We start from the raw sequence: 17,844 nt of genomic DNA, 5'->3' as shown, positions 1-17,844 counted from the left end.
ACAGCCCCCGTTCCGGCGAACCCACCGTGGTCACGAATTCCGCGGGGCTGCCCGCGCTCATCGTCCTGCGTCGATTTCCGTTTCGTGGCCGGATACCTCCACTTCCGGCGGCGCGGTCGCCGGACCCGGATCCCCGGCGTGTTCGGCGCCGGGCCGGCCGTGTTCGACCACAAAACTCGCTCGGGTGGCAACGGGTGCACCGGGTTCCCGCACGTATGGCACCACCCGGAAATCACTGCGCCACAGCTGGTGATCCACCTCCACCCGGACGTAGCCGCGCTGACCGTTGAAGAACTTCATATCGGGATTGGCGGCCAGCAAGGTTCGACCACGCGGGGTCAGGTCCGCGCCGTCGCGACCGGTGGTGATCGAGGTACCGGTGAATTCCGTGGCCACCACCGGCGACCCCGGATCCCGGTAATCGCCGCGGATATCGACCACATAGTTCTCGTGCCGATCGCCGGTGAGCACCACCAGATCTCCGCGGCCGCGGGCGGCGGCCGCCGCGAGAACCGCGTTGCGATCGGCGACATAGCCGTCCCAGGCGTCGGTCCCCACCGCCACGGCGGGACCGGGGTCGTAGTCCGATTGCGCCATGGCGACCTGATTGCCCAGGATCTGCCAGCGCGCCGGCGAGCGGGTGAGACCGTCGATCAGCCATTCGCGTTGTTCGACGCCCAGGATCGTACGGTCGGGGTCGAAGCGATCCGCACAGTCGACGACCAGATTCGCACCGTCGCCGCAGACCAGCGATGAACGGTACTGGCGGGTGTCGAGCATGGTGAGATCGGCCAGGTCACCGAAGGTGTACCGGCGATGCATCCGGGCGTACGGCCCCGTCGGGAGTTGTTCGATACGCAGCGGCAGATGTTCGTACATCGCCTGGAATGCGGCGGCGCGGCGCCGCCGGAACAGAGCGGGCAGCAGATGGATATCGATTCCGGCGCCGGGTTCGAAACCCGCCCAGTTGTTGTCGATCTCGTGATCGTCGAAAGTGCAGACCCAGGGAAAAGCGGCGTGCGCCGCGCGCAGTTCCGGTTCGGCCTTGTACTGCGCGTAACGGAGGCGGTATCCGGTGAGGTCGGTGGCCTCATCACGCAACGTCTGCGGGATCGCGGACCCCACCCGGCCGCGCGCCCATTCCATTTCGTAGATGTAGTCGCCGAGATGCACCACCAGATCCAGGTCCTCGCCGGCCAGGTGCTCGTATGCGGTGTAGTAGCCGGAACTCCAGTGCTGGCAGGACGCGAACGCGAACCGCAGCCGCTCGGTCCGCGCTCCGGTCGCGGGGGCGGTGCGGGTGCGGCCGACCGGTGAGATCGCCGAACCCGCACGGAATCGGTAGAAGTACCAGCGATCCGGCGCCAGACCGTGCACCTCCGGATGCACACTGTGGCCCAGTTCCCGGGTCGCTACCGCGCTGCCCCGGGCGGCGATCCGGCGGAACTGCTCGTCCTCGGCGACCTCGTATTCGACGGTGACCGGCGCAAGCCCGGTCCCGGCCAGCCCGTCGGGTGCGAAAGGGTCGGGGGCCAGGCGCGTCCACAGCACCACGCCGTCGGGCAGTGGATCGCCGGAAGCGACTCCGAGCGTGAACGGGTCGCCGAGCAGACGCGGCGCTCGTAACGGTGCACTACTCACCAGCCCCGCACCGGCCAGCACTGCGACGGCACCGGCCGACCCCGCATGCAGCAATCTGCGACGGGATAGGGGCATGAATCAAATTATGGCCTGTCCCCCGCCGGTGGTCACCGTGACCCGGTGGTCCCCGCAGCGATACGGCCACACGACCCGGCCCGCCGACTCGGCAAGCTCCGGACCGCTCGGGCCGATTGCCCGCGAGTCGCCACTCCCGGTCACACTGCCCGGCCCGTGGGTTCCTTGTTCCCGTACCCGCCGAACGGCGACCGCATTCACCGGGCGATACGATGCCGCCAGTGTGAGGCCGTGGCCCCAGCGGGCCCGGCCGGCGCCTCGACCACCACTACATCGGGCTCCCCGAAATCCATCGCAGCGCAGGCGTCACCGAATTGTTCGACACCGCGATCGCCTTCCTGTCGTGCCCTGTCGACTGCCCCGCCCTGCAACAACTCGTGATATCGGCGACCAGCGTTGCCGGTCACGGGAAATCCGGCGTCCGGAACCACGACGGATCGTGCACGTGCGGGTTCGCCGGCTCCTCCCGTACACCGTCGCCGATGCGCGGGTCGGCGAACTGATCGGGCCCACTCGTGCACTGGCCACCGCCCATATGGACCCGTCGGCCGGCGACGACGCACCGGCATATTCATGACGGCCGACCGTAACCGCGCACTCGGCGGACCGCTACCATCCGCCGCACGGTTTCCGGGTCGGCTAGAGGCCGGCGAAGCAGACCACGAAGCGGCGCTGGTCGTAGACGAATCCGCTGTCGGCCGAGGGGCAGGCGTTGACGCTGTTGGTGTCCGGCAGGATGCTGATCACCTGTACCCCGCCGGGGCCGCAGTCGGCCCGCTGGGGCTCATCGCCCGACACGTCCACGCAACTGCCGACGACCCAGTCGATATCGAGGCACAGGGTGGTGTCGGCGATCGTATGGCTGGTGTCGCCGTCGGCGGGACACGCCGTTGCGGCCGGACCCACCGCGGAGATCTTGTACCGGGATTCCGCGCTGCCACAGGGTGCTTCGGTGACTTCTTTCTCACCGAATCCGCTGAGACATTCCCCGGCGGCCACTTCCACCTTCGGCGGCGCCTGTTTCGCCTCCTTGTTGACCTCCCCCGCGGTGCCCAAGGGGGGCGGGGTGGTGGTCGGCGGCGCGGAGGCCGCAGGCGGTACGTCCGGCGACACGGGCGGTGCGGGTGTCGTGGTCGTCCCGGCGATCGCGGTGGTGGCGGCCGTGGTGGGTGCGGCGAGGTCCTCGGTCGCCTCCTCGGCGCCGCCACCACCGGCCGTGGCCAGCAGGGCGGCGATCCCGATTCCCAGCACGATCGAGGTCACCACCGCCGCGATGGCGATGGCCGCCGCGGTGGCTCCTACCCGTGCTCGTTTGTCCTGCTTCGAAAGCGGCGGCTGCCCGTCGTTCTCGTTCGGTGCCGGATCGGTCACGGTTCGCCGCGCAGGACCGCCGCCACGGCGTCACCGAACGACTGCCCACCCATGACGTAACCGCCGGCCACACCGCCGACGAGCAATCCGATCGGGCCGGTGATGATGCTCAGGAAGCCGAGTCCGACAAGCGCGCCGAGCAGGCCGCCCAGCACCGCGCCGACCGCGACCCCGGCGACGTTCTTCTCCAGTTCGGAGGTGAGCCGCGCCATCGAACTCACCGGCCGCATCTCGCCGATGTTCTCGGCGGTCACGGTCGGGGTGAGTTCGAGAGAGGTGCCGTCGTCGCTGATCTCGTGTGCGACGGCCATATCGCTGCCGGAGATCTCGTAGGTCAGCGGTACCTCGGCCACGACGGCGCCGCTGACGGCTTTCAGTACGGCCGTGGCGCCGTCGGGAGTGAGTTCGAATCGGCCGTTCTCGACCTCGGTGACGATGGTCTGTGTCTTCTGGTCGACGCTGGTTTCGTAGGCGATTCCCTGGTCGACACCCTCGCTTTCGAGCGTGGGAGCCGGAGCCGCCGGTTCGGCGTGCACGGTCGCGGCCGAAATACCGACGGCGGCGACGGACAGAAGTGCGGTTGCGGCGAAAGTGCCGAACTTCATTACGTTCAATTCCTTCTCACGTAGACCGCCCGTAACGGGCGGCTGCGATTTCAGTTCGCGCACAGGACCATACCGATATTCGGACTCGAGGTGCATACCCAGAATTCAAAGGAATGTTCATCATTTAAATTGCTACGCAATAACGGGCATTCGGTGGCGGAATTCCACAGAACTCGCCCGACGCAACGGTTATACCGTTCGGCAATGTCCGCAGCGAACGACAGAACCGGCCATCAGCATTCATCTGGCAATCCCACGACTTCGATAACGTTTACGCACCGTTATCCACTCGAAGACCCCCGGCTGTTACACGTACGCCGGATTCCCGCAGTGCCTTCGGTGAGCACTACCCGATTCGTGACCCCCGCACACACTTCGTGATCATCCGGGGCTGTGTCCCGTGATCCGCGGGTGCTCGACTACTTACCAGGATGTCCGATACCTGCCGATACCACCGGGAGCCGGCCATGAACTCATCGGGAAGTCGCTACATCGGGGTCATCGCCTGCGCGCTCGCCGCGGCAGTCGTCCTCGGCCGGCCTGCCGCCGCCTCGGCCGCCATCACCGATGTCGGCGTATCCGGCGGTTTCGGCCTGGGTTTCATCCAGTACGGCGTCGGCTGCACGTACACCGTGACCGCCACCGGCGCGCCCGGCGATCGGGTGGTTTTCGAGGATTCGGTGAACGGGCAGCCGGGCGGCGGCACGTTCGGCCCGGTCGAAGAGGAGGAACCCGGCGTGTTCACCGCGGACTGGAATCCGGCCGTGCTCGGGCGGCACACCGTCTCCGCCGGGGGCGCCGCCACAGATGTCAACGTCCAGGTCGGATACGACTTCGGCATCATCTGCTTCACGCTGCCGGAGTGGGTTCACCTGCCGTTCTGACCCGGTCGGCGCATCAGCCGGCCCGCGCTTCTGCTTCCAGAGCGCTTGACAGGCCCGGCAATTTTGACAGACTCCGACGAAATCGCCGGGCGGGTAGACGCCGGGTCGTACGGAAGGATTTCGGATGGGTGTCTATGCGGTCACCGGAGCTGCATCGGGTATGGGCCGTGCCGTCGCCGAGAAGCTGACAGCCGAGGGGCACCGCGTGATCGGCGTGGATATCCAGGAAACCGATATCGTCGCCGACCTTTCCACCGCAGCAGGACGCCGCCAGGCGATCGACAGCGTGCTCGAAGCGGCGGACGGGCGGCTCGACGGCGCCGTCCTGGCGGCGGGACTGGGGCCGGTACGCGATCGGGCGCGACTCCCGGTGATCGCCGCGGTCAACTATCTCGGCGTGGTCGATCTGCTCGAGGGCTGGCGCCCGGCCCTCGCCGCAACGGGCGCCGCGCGTGTGGTGGCCTTCGGCAGCAATTCCTCCACCACGGTCCCTATGGTGCAGAACCGGACGGTCAAGGCATTTCTGGCCGGCGATCCCGCTCGCGCGGTCCGCACTGTGCGGATCTTCGGCGCCCAGGCCGCGCCTTTCGTGTACGCCGCGTCCAAGATCGCGGTGAGCCGCTGGGTCCGCCGCCACGCCGTCCGGCCGGAATGGGCGGGCGCCGGTATCCGGCTCAATGTCATCGCGCCGGGTGCCATCCTGACCCCGCTGCTGGAGCGCCAGCTCGCCACGCCCGCGGAGGCCAAGGCGGTCGAGGCCTTCCCGGTTCCCACGGGTAATTTCGGCAAACCCGAGCACATCGCCGACTGGGTGTACATGATGCTGTCCCCCTCGGCTGAATTCCTTTGCGGCAGTGTATTGTTCGTAGACGGTGGTACCGACGCCCACTTCCGCCCGAACGATTGGCCGCGGGCCGTCCCGTTGCGGGGGGTAGTGGGATACCTCCGGAAATTCCTGGGGTTCACCGCGGCCCGGCGCGGGTGATGACACCGGGCGCCGGACTTGTTCACACCGGGCAGTGCCGTCGAGACGGCCCGGCCCCGCACCGGTCGCCTGCTGTACGGGTTGCCATGGCTCTACCTGGTGTCCCTGAGCTTCTTCTGCTTTTTCGTGTCCGAAGGCGGTGACGCCGACGTCACGGCTGTTCGGGCAGTTGGAGTGCGTTGAACCAGATCCAGTTCAGGGTTTCGAGCAACGTATCGAATCCGATCTTCTCGCCCTCGACAAACACCAGCGAGGCCATCCGGCTCACCATGCTCGACAACGCCAGCGCCGTCACCCGCGCGTCCAGCCGCGGCGTTACCAGTCCGCGCTGCTGAAGATCACGGATCAGCGCCGCGTTGCGATCGATGAACGCCGACGCCCGTTCGGCGCGCAGGGCCGCGAACTGCTGATCGACCCGCGATACCTGTTCCAGCGCCGCCATCAGCCGGGCATTACGCCGGTAGGCGCGTAAGTACTCCCGGTTGGCGGCGGCGATCCAGTCCCGCGGATCGGCACTACCACCCCGGGCCCGGACATGTGGATGCAACATTTCGTCGCGGACCTGCGCGACGACTTCGGAGAAGATCTCTTCCTTGTTGTCGAAATGGGTGTAGAAGGAACCCGATGCCACGCCCGCGGTGCGCGTGATATCGCTGATCCGGGCATCGACGAACCCGTCGCTTTCGAAAACCTGCCGCGCCGCGGCCACCAGTGCGGCCCGGGTCCGGATGCCGCGCCGGCTCTTCGGCGCCGGGCGCGCGCCGGCCGGTCTCTCCGCGGCGCCGGGGCCGGTTACGGTCTCCGCCTCCGGGCTGCCTTCCCGCGCTGTCACCGGCCGGTCGCCGGAAACAGGCGGCCCGTCGCCAAGGTGGTGATCCGATCCTCGTTACCGGCGTCGCGTAGCGTCGCCCGCACCACATCGGCCCGCAGCGTTGCGGCGGCGACCACCGGCCCCACTCGCGCGGCCTGCAGATAGCGCAGCCCCAACGTGCTCAGGGTCGCGCCGGGAGCGAGCGAGAGCATCGCCTCTTCGGCGGCGAGCGCGATCAGGCCACCGTTCACCGTGCGCGAAGCGTTCAGGCCGTCGTCGGTACGCGGCAGCACCGCGGTCCCCGGTGCTCGACGCTCGCAACCCGCCCGCTCGGCCAGCGGTACCGCGAGCAGCCGGCCGGTGACCGGCATATCGATACTCATCTGCTCCGGTAACCGCAGTTCCTCGTTCGGCGACACCATGAACGACCCACCGCCGAACGCGAAAGGCTCCCCGTCGACGGTCCACTCCACCTCCGCGACGAAGACCGAACGCCCCGCCTTGATCGTGCGGCCCACCGCCCGCACCTCACCGGAACTCGGCGCCGGCCGGTAGAGGTGCACATCGAGTTCGAGCGTGACCGGGACCCGCGGCCCCAGAGTGAGCGCTGCGAGCAGCCCCGTCACCGTATCGGTCCAAGTGGCGAGAATCGAGGTACGCAGCCGGTCGGTCCCCGGTACATGCATCTGCGGGGTGATCGTCGCCGACCCGTGCAGCTCCTCCCCCACCATCGTGGTCGCGAACCCCAGCTCCAGCAGAATATGGCGCCGCCGCTGCGGTTCCGTACCGGTCTCCACGCTCATCCGTTGCCTCCTCGTGCTCGTCCACGACACCACCCGGTGATCGCCGGGCACCGTCAGGACCTATTCAACGTATCCGCCGACGGGCGCGTGCACAGCAGCTACGCCGGCGGATTGCCGGCGCGATGCCGGCAAACTCCGCCGAGGGCTCGGCCACGACCGAGCTCCCCGACAGCACCGTCGGTGCCGGCCGGAAAGAGCCCGGCGCCTGAATTCAGGAGGCACAAGTCTTCGGCCGGTCCTTTCCCTCTCCGGGACAACCGGCGCCTGCGCGTAGCCCGAGCGGCAAGCCGGGCCGGCGGGTTCCGCGCCACCGGCCCGGCTTGCCGGGAGTTCAGCGGGCGGCCTCGGCGGCGGCGCGGGCCTTGCCGAGTTCGGCGCGGGCGATGGTCAGTTTGTGCACCTCGTCGGGGCCGTCGGCGATACGCAGTGTCCGCAGATGGGCGTACATACTGGCCAGCGGGAAATCCTCGGTGACCCCGGCCGCCCCGTACACCTGGATCGCGCGGTCCACGATGCGCAGCGCCATCACCGGCGCGGCGATCTTGATGGCCGCGATCTCCGTGCGCGCCTCCTTGTTGCCGACCGTATCCATCATCCAGGCCGTTTTCAGGGTGAGCAGCCGTGCCTGTTCGATATCGATGCGGGCCTCGGCGATCCAGTCGCGGATATTCGCGCGTTCACTGACCTTGCGCCCGAACGTGATACGCGATTCGGCCCGCGCGCACATGAGTTCCAGGGCGCGCTCGGCCATACCGATGGCACGCATCGCATGGTGGATCCGACCCGGTCCGAGCCTCGCCTGGCTGATCGCGAACCCCTCGCCTTCGCCTTTGAGTACATCGGTCGACGGCACCCGGACATCGGTGAATTCGATTTCGGCGTGCCCCTCGCGGTCGACATACCCGAACACCGGCAGATTGCGCACCACCCGGACCCCTGGCGCATCGATCGGCACCACCATCATCGACTGCTGCCGGTGTTTGGGCGCCTCCGGATCGGTCTTGCCCATGACAATCAATACCTTGCAGTTGCGGTGCATGGCATTGGAGGCGAACCATTTCCGGCCGTTGAGCACGTAGTGGTCTCCGTCGCGGTCCATCCGCATCTCGACATTCGTCGCATCGGAGCTGGCCACACCGGGCTCGGTCATCGCGAAGGCCGAGCGGATGGTGCCGTCGAGCAGGGGCTCGAGCCAGCGCTGCTTGTGTTCTGGGGTACCGAAGAGGGTGAACACCTCCATATTCCCGGTATCGGGCGCCGAACAGTTACATGCCTCCGGTGCCAGCGCCGGGCTGCGGCCCATGATCTCGGCCAGCGGCGCGTACTCCAGGTTGGTCAGCCCCGGGCCCCATTCCTCGTGCGGATGGAAGAGATTCCACAGGCCGCGCTCCTTGGCCTCGGTCTTCAGATCCTCGAGGATCTGCGGGTGATGATGCGGGTCGCCGGCCGCGGCCATCTGCTCGGCGTAGACCGGTTCGGCCGGGTACACGCACTCGTCCATGAAACCGAGCAGTTTCTGCCGGTACTCGCGGGCGCGGTCGGTCGAGGTGAACAGTTCCACGGGAGAACTCCGATCTTCGGGGCGCGGCTCGATGCGCCGCATGCGGACCTTCGCTGCTCTCCGCACGCTAAACCAACTTGAATCCGGATTCAAGTAATACCCCCGCCCCCTCGCGTCGATATTCGGGCGTGGTCCGGTATCCCGAGAGCCTCGTCGATCTCGAGATACCGCAGCCGGCGCGCCCGGCTCCCACGGCCCCTTCACACGCGTCGCCGAACCTCGCGAGACGCGGGGATGCCCGTACCGCCTTTCGTCAGGTGTATGTCGCGGGACGGGCCGCTGCATGCTCGACCCCCAGCAGGGGCGCACCAGGCGGGAAGCTGACCGGGAGTTCCACCAGCGACCGATGGAACGGGCCCGGACGCCACTCGGGTTCGCCGTCGGGGAAATCGGCGCGCATCTCCGGTAGCGCGTCCAGCAGCTGATCGATCGCCCCTTCGGCGATGATGTAGGCCAGCGACTGCGCGGGGCAGGCGTGCGGCCCCAGCCCCCAGGCGAGATGGGCACGGTTACCGGTGAGCTCCGAGCCACGGATCTTGGGATCGTTGTTACAGGCGGCCATGCTGATCACCACCGGCTGATGCGCCGGCAACCAGACATCGTCGAGCAGGATCGGCATCCGCGGATAGGTCACCAGCAGGTTGGCCAGCGGCGGATCGTTGAACAGCACCTCATCCAGGGCATCGCGCGAGGTGAGGTTGCCCCCGAGCACACTGCCACCGAACCGGTCGTCGGTGAGGATCAGCAGCAGGGTGTTGACGATCAGATTGAGTTCGAATTCGATCCCGGTTCCGTACACCTGCGAAACATGATGGGACACCTCCTCATCGGAGAGCTCCGCGGAATGCCGCAGCAGTACCGAGGTGATATCGGCCGCGGGGTTCTCGCGCTTCATCGTCACCAGATTCGCCAGGGCCTCGCCCAGCATCCGGCTGCCGGCCTCCGCGTCGATCCCCTCGAGCATGGCGGCGATACCGGCGGCGACCTGCTGACCGACCTCCGGGGGGCTGCCGAGCAGATAGTTGATCACCTGGAACGACAGGGGGAAAACATATTGCTGGATGAGTTCGGCACGCCCGTCCGCGCAGAACGAGTTGATCAGCGGGCCGGCGATGTTCTCCACCACGGCGTGGATGGCAAACATATCCACTTCGTCGATACTGGTCGTGATCGCCTGCCGGTAGCGCAGGAACTCCTGACCGGCGCAGCGGCTGGCCATCGGCCGCCACTCCATGATCGGCAGCACCGGGCATCCCGCCGGAACATCCTTCTGCCAGTTCCGTGGATCGGCAGGGAAGCGTTCGGGATCGTTGAGTACCCGCAGCGCGGTCGAGTAGCCGATCACCAATGTGGCAGGCACCCCCGGGGCCAGTTCCACGGGTGCGAGCGATCCGTAGCGCCGGCGCATCTCCCGGTAGGCGCGATGCGGATCGGCGGCGAATTCCGGGAGATACAACGCGTACCGGGGGTCATCGTGTGAACCGGGACCGGCCGTGGGCGGGGCGAGCCTTCGATATTCCGAGCTGGTCAAGAAGGAACTCCATACGTCTGGTGGCGGGACCGATGGTTTTCCACCGGCCGGGCACCGGTTCGAGCCTCCTCCTGCGTACTGGCTCGAGCCGGAACGACGCGATGTTACGACACTGCCGGACTATCTGTTTGCTTTCGAAAAGGCTTGCCCACACGTGTATTTCGAGAAATTCATTGGACTGGTCCACACATCTGCGGCCCGCCGCAGCAGGCGAATATGCGGCTGACCGGGACCGGGCCGCCGACCCCGGCCCCGGCTCACCGGTCAGACCCCCAGCGCGTCCAGCGATCGATTGTCGTGCACCGCAGTGGTGATCCGGCGCATAAGCGTCAAACAGGTCTCCTGCGGTTGCATTTCGGGTTGATAGGAGGCCCGGCCGATCGTGAACGCCCACGCGGCGTACGCGAACATCGATTGCTGCCGGTAGATCAGCCAGGCATCGCCGAAGGACGGCGCGCGACCACCGGCGGCAGCGAGTTCGTCGAGATAGGCCGTCAGCAGATCCTCGGCCCAGGCGCGCCGGTCTTCCGGCTCGCAGCCCGAGTTCACCGTGTAGGCGAAATCGTGACCCCAGCCGCCGCGCATTACGACCTGCCAGTCGACGTATCCCATCCGGCCGTCCGCGGTGCGGTAGGTCTGACCGATATGCGGGTCCCCGTGCAGCAGGGTGTGCGGAAGTTCCCGCGTTGCCAGGTCCACCGCCCGTTCCACCCCGGCCCACAGCCGGTCCGCCCGACCGTGCAACTCGTCGGGTACGACCTCGGCAGCCCGCTCCAGCCCCACGGAGCAACGGGTCTTCATATCGATTGCGGCCAGGTACGCGGCCAGCGCCTCGTTCGTCGTCTTCAACGGTTCGATTGCCGGGCTCTCCCAGAAAGTGCCGTGCAACCGGGCCAGGTTGCGAACCAGATCTTCCATCTCCGCCCGGCCGATCGGCTCGGTGGGCTCGCTGAATACCGCGCCCCGCGTCACGGCGATATCCTCCATCAGCGCGATCGAGCGCCAGGACGCCGGATCGGAGGCGCCCCAATAGCCGAGCGGCGCCTGGATCTCGAGTTCCGGACGGAAATCCCGGAAGAACCGGGTCTCCCCGTCGATCATCTTGCCGCCGCCCAGCAGGATGCGCTGGCTGAGCGAGGTGGTGGTTTTCGCGAACAGGGCCCGCGGCAATTCTGCGGCCTGCCCGGCCTCGTTGTACTCCACCCGGATGGCGACCCGGGTGGAGGTGCCGCTGCTACCACCGTCGATCTCGAACGAGACGACTTCCGCACCGGGGGTGTCCCGGCACAGCACTGCGGTGAGCCATTCGGTGGTCAGCGCCGCCCCGGACGCGGGGACATCGTCGATGGTGCGGGCACGGTGCCGGGTGATCTTCTCCCCGAGAATATGCCCGCCCACCGCGGCGAGCCGCCCGAGCAACCAGAGTTTGTGATTCATTTCCGCCTCACTTTCCGGATGCGCGCATGGACAGCCGCGCACCGCACCGGACCATTCGGCCCAGATTTCCTATCGCATCGACCGGCCTCGATCTTGCGTCATATTCCTAGTGCAGGAAGGATTTTCGGATGATTATGTAACCCGGCGCCGCGAGCCGGCGAACGGGCCGCACCGCGGGCGGCGATACCGGAACGAGACGCCGGATAACCCGGCTTCGGGCCGGGCGGGAAATATAATCGGGGCACCGACGACTGTCGACGAAAGACGGCTCCATGGTGACGCTATCTGTTCGGCATGTACCGGACGCGGTGTACCGCGCCCTGCGGATTCGTGCGGTCGACCACGGCCGAAGTCCGGAGGAAGAGATTCTGGCGATCCTGGAGGAAGCGGTGATGCCGCCCAGAGCCCGGTTGGGCGCCATTCTCGCCGGGGACTGCCCCGATATCGCTCCCGGTGACGACGAGGACAGCACTCCGGACGATCCGGACGATCCCCGCTGAACGGTGCGAGGCCGGCCCGATCAGCCCCCGAGCCCGCGCAGCACGATATCGAGACCGCGCCGGAACTCCTCGGCGACCGATAGCGTGCGGGCGTCGGCCGCGGTATCGGAGAGGTGCGGGTACCGCTCGGGGGCCAGCTCGGACATCGTGACGGTGCCCGTCCCCGACAACGCCGCATAGTGCTCGTTCTGCAGGAATCCGAGCAGATAACCGATCAGCGTGCGCTGCGCGACGACCCGGCCGGTTCCGGTATATCCCCCCTCGGTGAGCGCGGCGAGCATGGTCTCGATCAGCAGCAGCGCGGCGGGCGCGGCCTGCCGGTGGCGCAGGACCAGCGGTACCGCGGCCGGATGCGCGTCCGCCGCGGCCCGTAGGCGTTCCATCAGGATCCGGATCCGGTCCGCCCAGTTCACCGCGGGCAGCGCGAGGTCGACCGTGCCGAAGATGCGGTCGACGACGAGGACTTCCAGTGCCTGCCGGTCGGCGACATACCGGTACAACCCCATGGTGGCGATGCCCAGTTCCCGGGCAACCGCGCGCATGGTCAGGCCGGGCAGACCGTCCCGGTCGATCACCGACAGCGCGGCGGCAACCAGTTGTTCATCGGTGAGGGAACGCGGCCTGGGCACGGGTTGACAGCGTACGGGGTATGCGCATACTCGATTGTAAGCGTACGAAGTACACCTAAGGAGATCCGATGTCGCCAGCCAACGGCGTATCCGCCCGCACCCTGACGAGCACCACCGGCGCAGCGATACCTCTGCCCGACCCCGGCCACCTCACTCACCTGCAATTCCGCCGTTTCGCCGGCTGCCCGGTCTGCAATCTGCACCTGCGATCGGTGGTCACCCGACTTCCGGAAATCCGGGCGGCCGGCATCCGGGAAGTGGTGGTCTTCCACTCGAGCGCCGGCGAACTCCGCAAGTACACCGACGACCTGCCGCTGGATGTCGTCGCCGATCCGGACCGGGTGCTGTATCGCGAATTCGGCGTCGAAACCGCCGCCCGCGCACTCCTGGACCCGCGCGGCTGGACGGCCATCGCCCGCGCGATCGGTAGCGAACTGCCCGGCCGGCGCGGCGAACGCCCGGCTCCGCCCGCCCGGCCCGAAGGCGGGCGCCTGGGCCTACCCGCCGATTTCCTGATCCACCCAGACGGCACTGTCCTCGCCGCGAAGTACGGCGCCTACGCCGACGACCAGTGGTCCGTAGGCGAACTGCTCGCCGTGGCCGCCCGCCACAGCGGAACCACCACCCCGATTCCCGTAACACCGGAAGAATGAACCAGCATGACGACCCCGTCCTGCCGCAAGGTCTTCGCCGAAGCTCACATCCGGAGCTGAACGACGGCGGCGAGCAAGAATCCCCGGGCCGCCGAAAAATCCGTGGCGGCCCGATGCCCGAAATGTCACGATACGGCCATCATGGATACCCCAGCTATTGTTATCGGCGCAGGCCAAGCCGGGATAGCCGCGGCACTGGCCCTTTCGGATCACGGATTCCGCCCGGTGGTGCTCGAAGCCGGCTCGGACACCGCCGGATCCTGGCCGTGCTACTACGACAGCCTGCGACTGTTCACCCCCGCCCATATGAACGCGCTCCCGGGCAAGCCTTTTCCGGGTGATCCGCACAGGTACCCGACGCGTGATGAGGTGGCCGCATATCTGCGGCAATGCGCGGCCGCGATACCGGGCGGGATCCACACCGGGCAGGGGGTCGCCACTGTAGACAGGTCCGGCGAAACGTTCCGGGTGCGCACCACCACCGGTGCCGAATTCACCGCTCCGGTGGTGGTCTCGGCCACCGGTGGCTACGCCAATCCCTACCGTCCGGAGATTCCCGGATTGTCCGGCTACACCGGCGAGGTGTTGCACGCCGCCGAGTACCGTCGCCCGCAACCGTTCACCGGGCAGCGGGTCGTCGTAATCGGATCCGGTAACTCCGCCATCCAGATAGCCATCGAACTCGCCGCCGAAGCGCGGGTAGTCCTGGCGCATCGAACCCCCCTGCGCTATGCGACGAACGACCCGATCCCGGCCGACTCACGATTCTGGCGGGCGATATCGCTGGCGTCCCGATTGCCGATCGGCCGGTTATTCCACAGCGGCACGATCCCCATCGTGGACACCGAGGGCTACCGCGACACGCTCGAGCAGGGCAACCCGGCAGCCCGGCCGATGTTCGTCCGGGCCGACGGACGGGTACTGCACTGGCCCGACGGTCGCAGCGAGGTGGTGGATACCGTCGTCCTGGCCACCGGATACCGGCCGGCGCTGGCGCATCTGAGCGCACTGTGCCCACCCGATGCCGCGGGCTTCCCGCCACATCGGAACGGCATCTCGGCTGCTCACCCGGGTCTGGCCTTCCTGGGCTTGGAGTATCAGCGCAACATCCTCTCCGGCACTCTGCACGGTGTAGGACGCGACAGCCGTTATCTGGCCCGGCATCTCGCCCGATACAGCTGAGCCGGGTCGCCGGCGCACGGCCCGAACCCGGGAAACGCCGCACCGGGCGAAACGGAAACGCACGCGAGCGCGACACCTGAGTAGATATTGTCTTCCACGCGCAGTACCGACAATCCTCTACGGATCAGGGAGCCCAGATGCCTCGCGCACGTCAGCTCGTCACCGCAGCACTCGCCCCGGCTACCGCCGTCACCGCGGCCGCTGCCCTGCTCACGGCCGGCGCCGGCACCGCCGCTGCCCAGCCACCGTCGTCGACCGTTATGACCTGCGGCAGCGCGAACCCGCTGGCCTGGGCGCCGGGGTTCACCTGGCATATCCGGGCGAGTTCGGGGGCCAGCCGCCCACCGGGCGGCGAACTGGAACCGGCGCTGCTGCTCAGCGGCGACAACGATCTGCCGAACCCGCCCGCGAGCCTGTTCCCGATTCCCACCACCACGCCGTACGGCACCCAGGTGCAGGTCGACTGGCACAACGAGACCACCGGCGCATCGGGCACCAGCGTCAGCGACGAAGAGATGCTGAAGGGTAAGCCGGGCATTCCGGTGAATCGCACCTGGACCGGCGTCGGCACCGTAGCCTTCACGGTCACCGCCCGGACCGGTGGCGGCTGGTGGTGGCTCAACACCCAGACCGCGGTCTGCCAGGGCAGTATCTCGATTCTCCCCGACTGATCGGTGCCCGGTACCGGCCGTGAAACCCATCGCGACCGGTACCCGCACGGCCTACTGCGCCTGCCGTGCCAGCGCCCGGGAGATAATCCGCGTGCCCTCGGGGAACGCGCCCGGATTCGGGCCCGAATAGTTGAGCCGTAGATAAGCACCCGTGGGTTCGGCGGGAAACCATTCGTCTCCGGGCGCGATCACGACCCCGTCGTCCTCGCAGTCCCGGACCAGCCGGGTCAGATCGGTGGGATCCGGTAACCGCACCCACAGATTCAGCCCGCCGCGTGGCACCACATCCAGGCGGGCCTGCGGCAGGTGCGCACGCACCGCGGAGATCAACAGATCACGGCGGGTGGCGAGCCGGCGGCCCAGCCCGCGGGTATGTGTGCGCCAGCCGGGTTGGGTGACCACATCGAGCGCGACGGCCTGCAGCAGACCACTCACATACATCGACTCCGCTCGGGCATCGGCCAGGATCCGCTCCCGCGCCGGGCCCCGGGCGACGACAGCGGCGATCCGGACCGACGGCGAAACACTTTTGGTGAGCGACCGCAGATACACGACATGGCCGCCGTCGTCACGGGTGGCCAGCGGGATCGGGACGGTGTCGATACCGAAATCGTGTGCCCAGTCGTCCTCGATCAGGAACGCCCCGTGCGCGCGCACCACCTCGAGTACCCCCGCGGCACGTTCCGGCTGCCACTGGGCTCCGGTCGGGTTCGCGAAATGCGGCTGGGCATAGAACGCGCGAGCGCCCGTCCGGTCGAATGCCAGTGCCAGGTCCTCGGGCCGGGGCCCCTCGGCACTGCTCGGCACGGGTACCACCTGCACACCGGCCCGGTTCGCCGCGAGAATCGCGCCCCAGTACGTGGGTGATTCCACCAGCAGGGGGCGGCCGGGACCGACCAGCGCCTGGAAGGCGGTACCGAGGCCACTCTGACTGCCCGGGAAGATCACGACATCACTCGGAGCCGGCGCCATCACACCGGCGGGGGTCACCGCCGCCAGTTCGGTCGCGAACCATGCCTGCAGATCCGGCAGACCGCTGCTGGGCGGCCGGTTGACCGTGGCGTCGCTGCGGGCCGCGCGGGCGAAGGCACCGCGCACCAGTCGTTCGGGCAGCAGCTCCCGGTCCGGATAGCCGGAATGCAGGGCGATCCGGTCGTTGGCGACGGTCTGCAACGCGGTGAAGCGCCGGCCGGAAGGGTTGCGCGGTGTGCCCAGCGCCGCGGTCTGCCAGCCGTAGTCGTGCGCGCGGGTATCACGCACTGTGCGGACGAAAGTTCCTACACCGGGCCGGCTTTCGACCAATCCCTGGGTGGTGAGGATGCGCAGCGCCTTCTGCACCGTAACCGGGCCCGCGGCATACCGGGTCACCAGCGCCCGAGTGGACGGCAACTGCGCACCGGGCGGGGCCTTGGCGATCCAGTCACGAAGATCCGCCGCGATCCGAGAGCTGCTATCGTCAAACATGAGAGATCATAGTAGCGCTACCGGCCCGGACGCAGAACCGCTATCGCCCCGATATGTGGGCCCGGCCTGGGGCCTGCTCGGCGTCCTGGCGTTCTCGTTCACCATGCCACTCACCAAAGTCGCCGTAGCCGACGCTGGTTTCACCGCACTTTTCGTCGCCGCCGGACGCGCGGTCGTCGCCGGCATCCTGGCGGCGGGTGCGCTGATGCTCACAAAACAGCGGTGGCCACGAGGCCGGCAGTGGGTCCGGCTGGGCGTCGTCGCCGGCGGCGTCGTCGCCGGATTTCCGCTGCTGACGTCCTTCGCACTCACCGAAGCCTCGGCCGGCCACAGCGCCGTTGTGATCGCACTGCTACCGGCCGCGACCGCCGCACTGGCCGTCCTGCGCGGCCATGAACAGCCGCCGCGGGCATTCTGGCTCGCCGCGGCCGCCGGCGCGGTGGCATCGGCGGTATTCGCCGGGTTCCGCGGTGGCGATTTCGGCGGACCGCACTGGTCGGACCTACTTCTACTGGGCGCGGTCATCGCGGCGGCCTGCGGTTATGCCGAGGGCGGGCTGCTGGCCCGTGAGCTGGGTGCCTGGCAGACCATTTCGTGGGCACTGGTGTTGTCCGCACCGGTAATGGTGGTACTCACGGGCATCTCGGTGGCCCAGCAGCCACCGACGGGTTCGCCTGCACAGTGGGCCGCCTTCGCCTACCTCGGCCTGGTGAGCATGTACCTGGGCTTCCTGCCCTGGTACCGCGGCCTGGCGGTCGGACCGATGACGCAGGTCAGCCAGGTTCAGCTGGCCCAGCCCATCTTCACGCTCGGCTGGGCTGCGTTGATACTGAACGAGGAACCGACCTGGGCTACCGCACTCGGTGCTGTCGCGGTGATCGGTTGCGCCGCAAGCGCAGTACGAACACGCGGGCGCCGGTCTCCGGTCTCCGGCCGGCCACACAGCGAGTACCGGCCGAGAACCGCACGGGCGGAATCCACCGGGGAAGCGCAGGCGGCACGTACGTCGAGTCCGTGATCGGCGTACGCCCCGAGGTCAGC

The 17,844-nt window shown here is 67.9% G+C and carries 19 protein-coding genes; 8 read left to right on the top strand and 11 right to left on the bottom strand.

Annotation, left to right across the window (positions count from 1 at the left end; all coding sequences use genetic code 11):
• Positions 1 to 57: 57 nt before the first annotated feature.
• Both NS6_RS14690 and NS6_RS14685 read right to left on the bottom strand, forming a co-directional pair.
• Complete coding sequence (locus NS6_RS14690) at positions 58 to 1,716, bottom strand: alkaline phosphatase D family protein (RefSeq protein WP_068041940.1); 1,659 nt, start codon at positions 1,714 to 1,716, stop codon at positions 58 to 60.
• A 197-nt stretch (positions 1,717 to 1,913) separates the two neighbouring features.
• Positions 1,914 to 2,123: a hypothetical protein gene (locus NS6_RS14685; protein ID WP_157112762.1), complete on the bottom strand. Its 210-nt coding sequence runs from the start codon at positions 2,121 to 2,123 to the stop codon at positions 1,914 to 1,916.
• Between the two features lie 38 nt (positions 2,124 to 2,161).
• Here NS6_RS14685 and NS6_RS36230 point away from each other — a divergent pair, with 38 nt between their 5' ends.
• A complete protein-coding gene (locus NS6_RS36230) occupies positions 2,162 to 2,293 on the top strand; it encodes a hypothetical protein (protein ID WP_281211410.1) in 132 nt (43 codons plus the stop codon).
• A gap of 62 nt (positions 2,294 to 2,355) precedes the next feature.
• On the opposite strand, the gene NS6_RS14680 is transcribed toward NS6_RS36230, so the two are convergent.
• Positions 2,356 to 3,087 carry a hypothetical protein gene (locus NS6_RS14680; RefSeq protein WP_068041935.1) on the bottom strand — a complete coding sequence of 244 codons (732 nt, stop codon included), beginning with the start codon at positions 3,085 to 3,087 and terminating at the stop codon, positions 2,356 to 2,358.
• Complete coding sequence (locus tag NS6_RS14675; RefSeq protein ID WP_068042269.1) at positions 3,084 to 3,692, bottom strand: DUF8020 domain-containing protein; 609 nt, start codon at positions 3,690 to 3,692, stop codon at positions 3,084 to 3,086. Before NS6_RS14675 ends, NS6_RS14680 begins: the two co-directional genes overlap by 4 nt.
• A gap of 467 nt (positions 3,693 to 4,159) precedes the next feature.
• Between NS6_RS14675 and NS6_RS14670 the strand changes: the two genes are divergently transcribed.
• Both NS6_RS14670 and NS6_RS14665 read left to right on the top strand, forming a co-directional pair.
• Positions 4,160 to 4,576 carry a hypothetical protein gene (locus NS6_RS14670; RefSeq protein WP_068041931.1) on the top strand — a complete coding sequence of 139 codons (417 nt, stop codon included), beginning with the start codon at positions 4,160 to 4,162 and terminating at the stop codon, positions 4,574 to 4,576.
• A gap of 124 nt (positions 4,577 to 4,700) precedes the next feature.
• Positions 4,701 to 5,561: an SDR family oxidoreductase gene (locus NS6_RS14665; protein ID WP_068041928.1), complete on the top strand. Its 861-nt coding sequence runs from the start codon at positions 4,701 to 4,703 to the stop codon at positions 5,559 to 5,561.
• Between the two features lie 151 nt (positions 5,562 to 5,712).
• On the opposite strand, the gene NS6_RS14660 is transcribed toward NS6_RS14665, so the two are convergent.
• The 5 genes from NS6_RS14660 to NS6_RS14640 all read right to left on the bottom strand — a co-directional run bounded on the left by NS6_RS14660 (position 5,713) and on the right by NS6_RS14640 (position 11,704).
• Positions 5,713 to 6,393, bottom strand: a complete 681-nt coding sequence (locus tag NS6_RS14660) for a TetR/AcrR family transcriptional regulator (RefSeq protein ID WP_245669348.1) — start codon at positions 6,391 to 6,393, stop codon at positions 5,713 to 5,715.
• The gene (locus tag NS6_RS14655) at positions 6,390 to 7,175 is read right to left on the bottom strand and encodes a PaaI family thioesterase (protein ID WP_068041926.1); all 786 of its coding nucleotides are present in this window, start codon (positions 7,173 to 7,175) and stop codon (positions 6,390 to 6,392) included. Before NS6_RS14655 ends, NS6_RS14660 begins: the two co-directional genes overlap by 4 nt.
• Positions 7,176 to 7,506: 331 nt before the next feature.
• On the bottom strand, positions 7,507 to 8,778 hold the full coding sequence (locus tag NS6_RS14650; RefSeq protein ID WP_068041924.1) for an acyl-CoA dehydrogenase family protein: 1,272 nt from the start codon (positions 8,776 to 8,778) through the stop codon (positions 7,507 to 7,509).
• 211 nt (positions 8,779 to 8,989) lie between these two features.
• On the bottom strand, positions 8,990 to 10,267 hold the full coding sequence (locus NS6_RS14645; protein WP_068041920.1) for a cytochrome P450 family protein: 1,278 nt from the start codon (positions 10,265 to 10,267) through the stop codon (positions 8,990 to 8,992).
• A 264-nt stretch (positions 10,268 to 10,531) separates the two neighbouring features.
• Positions 10,532 to 11,704 (bottom strand): aminoglycoside phosphotransferase family protein, encoded by a 1,173-nt coding sequence (locus tag NS6_RS14640; RefSeq protein WP_068041917.1) that lies wholly within the window; start codon positions 11,702 to 11,704, stop codon positions 10,532 to 10,534.
• Between the two features lie 272 nt (positions 11,705 to 11,976).
• Here NS6_RS14640 and NS6_RS14635 point away from each other — a divergent pair, with 272 nt between their 5' ends.
• The gene (locus NS6_RS14635; protein ID WP_068041915.1) at positions 11,977 to 12,204 is read left to right on the top strand and encodes a FitA-like ribbon-helix-helix domain-containing protein; all 228 of its coding nucleotides are present in this window, start codon (positions 11,977 to 11,979) and stop codon (positions 12,202 to 12,204) included.
• Between the two features lie 20 nt (positions 12,205 to 12,224).
• Here NS6_RS14635 and NS6_RS14630 read toward each other — a convergent pair whose 3' ends face one another.
• Complete coding sequence (locus tag NS6_RS14630; RefSeq protein ID WP_068041912.1) at positions 12,225 to 12,833, bottom strand: TetR/AcrR family transcriptional regulator; 609 nt, start codon at positions 12,831 to 12,833, stop codon at positions 12,225 to 12,227.
• Positions 12,834 to 12,901: 68 nt separating this feature from the next.
• Here NS6_RS14630 and NS6_RS14625 point away from each other — a divergent pair, with 68 nt between their 5' ends.
• From NS6_RS14625 to NS6_RS14615, 3 genes are all read left to right on the top strand, one after another.
• The gene (locus NS6_RS14625) at positions 12,902 to 13,486 is read left to right on the top strand and encodes a peroxiredoxin-like family protein (RefSeq protein WP_068041910.1); all 585 of its coding nucleotides are present in this window, start codon (positions 12,902 to 12,904) and stop codon (positions 13,484 to 13,486) included.
• A 141-nt stretch (positions 13,487 to 13,627) separates the two neighbouring features.
• On the top strand, positions 13,628 to 14,668 hold the full coding sequence (locus tag NS6_RS14620; protein WP_068041908.1) for a flavin-containing monooxygenase: 1,041 nt from the start codon (positions 13,628 to 13,630) through the stop codon (positions 14,666 to 14,668).
• Positions 14,669 to 14,805: 137 nt separating this feature from the next.
• A complete protein-coding gene (locus NS6_RS14615; RefSeq protein WP_068041905.1) occupies positions 14,806 to 15,339 on the top strand; it encodes a hypothetical protein in 534 nt (177 codons plus the stop codon).
• Positions 15,340 to 15,390: 51 nt separating this feature from the next.
• Here the strand turns inward: NS6_RS14615 and NS6_RS14610 are convergent, their stop codons facing one another.
• Positions 15,391 to 16,803, bottom strand: a complete 1,413-nt coding sequence (locus NS6_RS14610) for an aminotransferase-like domain-containing protein (protein ID WP_068041902.1) — start codon at positions 16,801 to 16,803, stop codon at positions 15,391 to 15,393.
• On the opposite strand from NS6_RS14610, the gene NS6_RS14605 reads away from it, so the two are divergent.
• Entirely contained in the window at positions 16,802 to 17,821 is a 1,020-nt protein-coding gene (locus tag NS6_RS14605; RefSeq protein WP_084471054.1) for a DMT family transporter, read from the top strand. The genes NS6_RS14610 and NS6_RS14605 overlap by 2 nt on opposite strands.
• Positions 17,822 to 17,844 lie beyond the last annotated feature (23 nt).

The organism is Nocardia speluncae NBRC 108251 (assembly GCF_001613245.1).
Lineage (GTDB): Bacteria > Actinomycetota > Actinomycetes > Mycobacteriales > Mycobacteriaceae > Nocardia > Nocardia speluncae.
Note: the sequence above shows the minus strand (reverse complement) of the source record. Positions and strands in the feature narration are given on the sequence as shown.

Excerpts from the sequence above, each read along its gene's own strand:
- NS6_RS14655 (WP_068041926.1), bottom strand. The coding sequence starts at position 7,175 with ATGAGCGTGGAGACCGGTACGGAACCGCAGCGGCGGCGCCATATTCTG.
- NS6_RS14675 (WP_068042269.1), bottom strand. The coding sequence starts at position 3,692 with ATGAAGTTCGGCACTTTCGCCGCAACCGCACTTCTGTCCGTCGCCGCC.
- NS6_RS14635 (WP_068041915.1), top strand. The coding sequence starts at position 11,977 with ATGGTGACGCTATCTGTTCGGCATGTACCGGACGCGGTGTACCGCGCC.
- NS6_RS14620 (WP_068041908.1), top strand. The coding sequence starts at position 13,628 with ATGGATACCCCAGCTATTGTTATCGGCGCAGGCCAAGCCGGGATAGCC.
- NS6_RS14615 (WP_068041905.1), top strand. The coding sequence starts at position 14,806 with ATGCCTCGCGCACGTCAGCTCGTCACCGCAGCACTCGCCCCGGCTACC.
- NS6_RS14610 (WP_068041902.1), bottom strand. The coding sequence starts at position 16,803 with ATGTTTGACGATAGCAGCTCTCGGATCGCGGCGGATCTTCGTGACTGG.
- NS6_RS14670 (WP_068041931.1), top strand. The coding sequence starts at position 4,160 with ATGAACTCATCGGGAAGTCGCTACATCGGGGTCATCGCCTGCGCGCTC.
- NS6_RS14665 (WP_068041928.1), top strand. The coding sequence starts at position 4,701 with ATGGGTGTCTATGCGGTCACCGGAGCTGCATCGGGTATGGGCCGTGCC.
- NS6_RS14605 (WP_084471054.1), top strand. The coding sequence starts at position 16,802 with ATGAGAGATCATAGTAGCGCTACCGGCCCGGACGCAGAACCGCTATCG.
- NS6_RS14690 (WP_068041940.1), bottom strand. The coding sequence starts at position 1,716 with ATGCCCCTATCCCGTCGCAGATTGCTGCATGCGGGGTCGGCCGGTGCC.
- NS6_RS14625 (WP_068041910.1), top strand. The coding sequence starts at position 12,902 with ATGTCGCCAGCCAACGGCGTATCCGCCCGCACCCTGACGAGCACCACC.
- NS6_RS14650 (WP_068041924.1), bottom strand. The coding sequence starts at position 8,778 with ATGCGGCGCATCGAGCCGCGCCCCGAAGATCGGAGTTCTCCCGTGGAA.
- NS6_RS14640 (WP_068041917.1), bottom strand. The coding sequence starts at position 11,704 with ATGAATCACAAACTCTGGTTGCTCGGGCGGCTCGCCGCGGTGGGCGGG.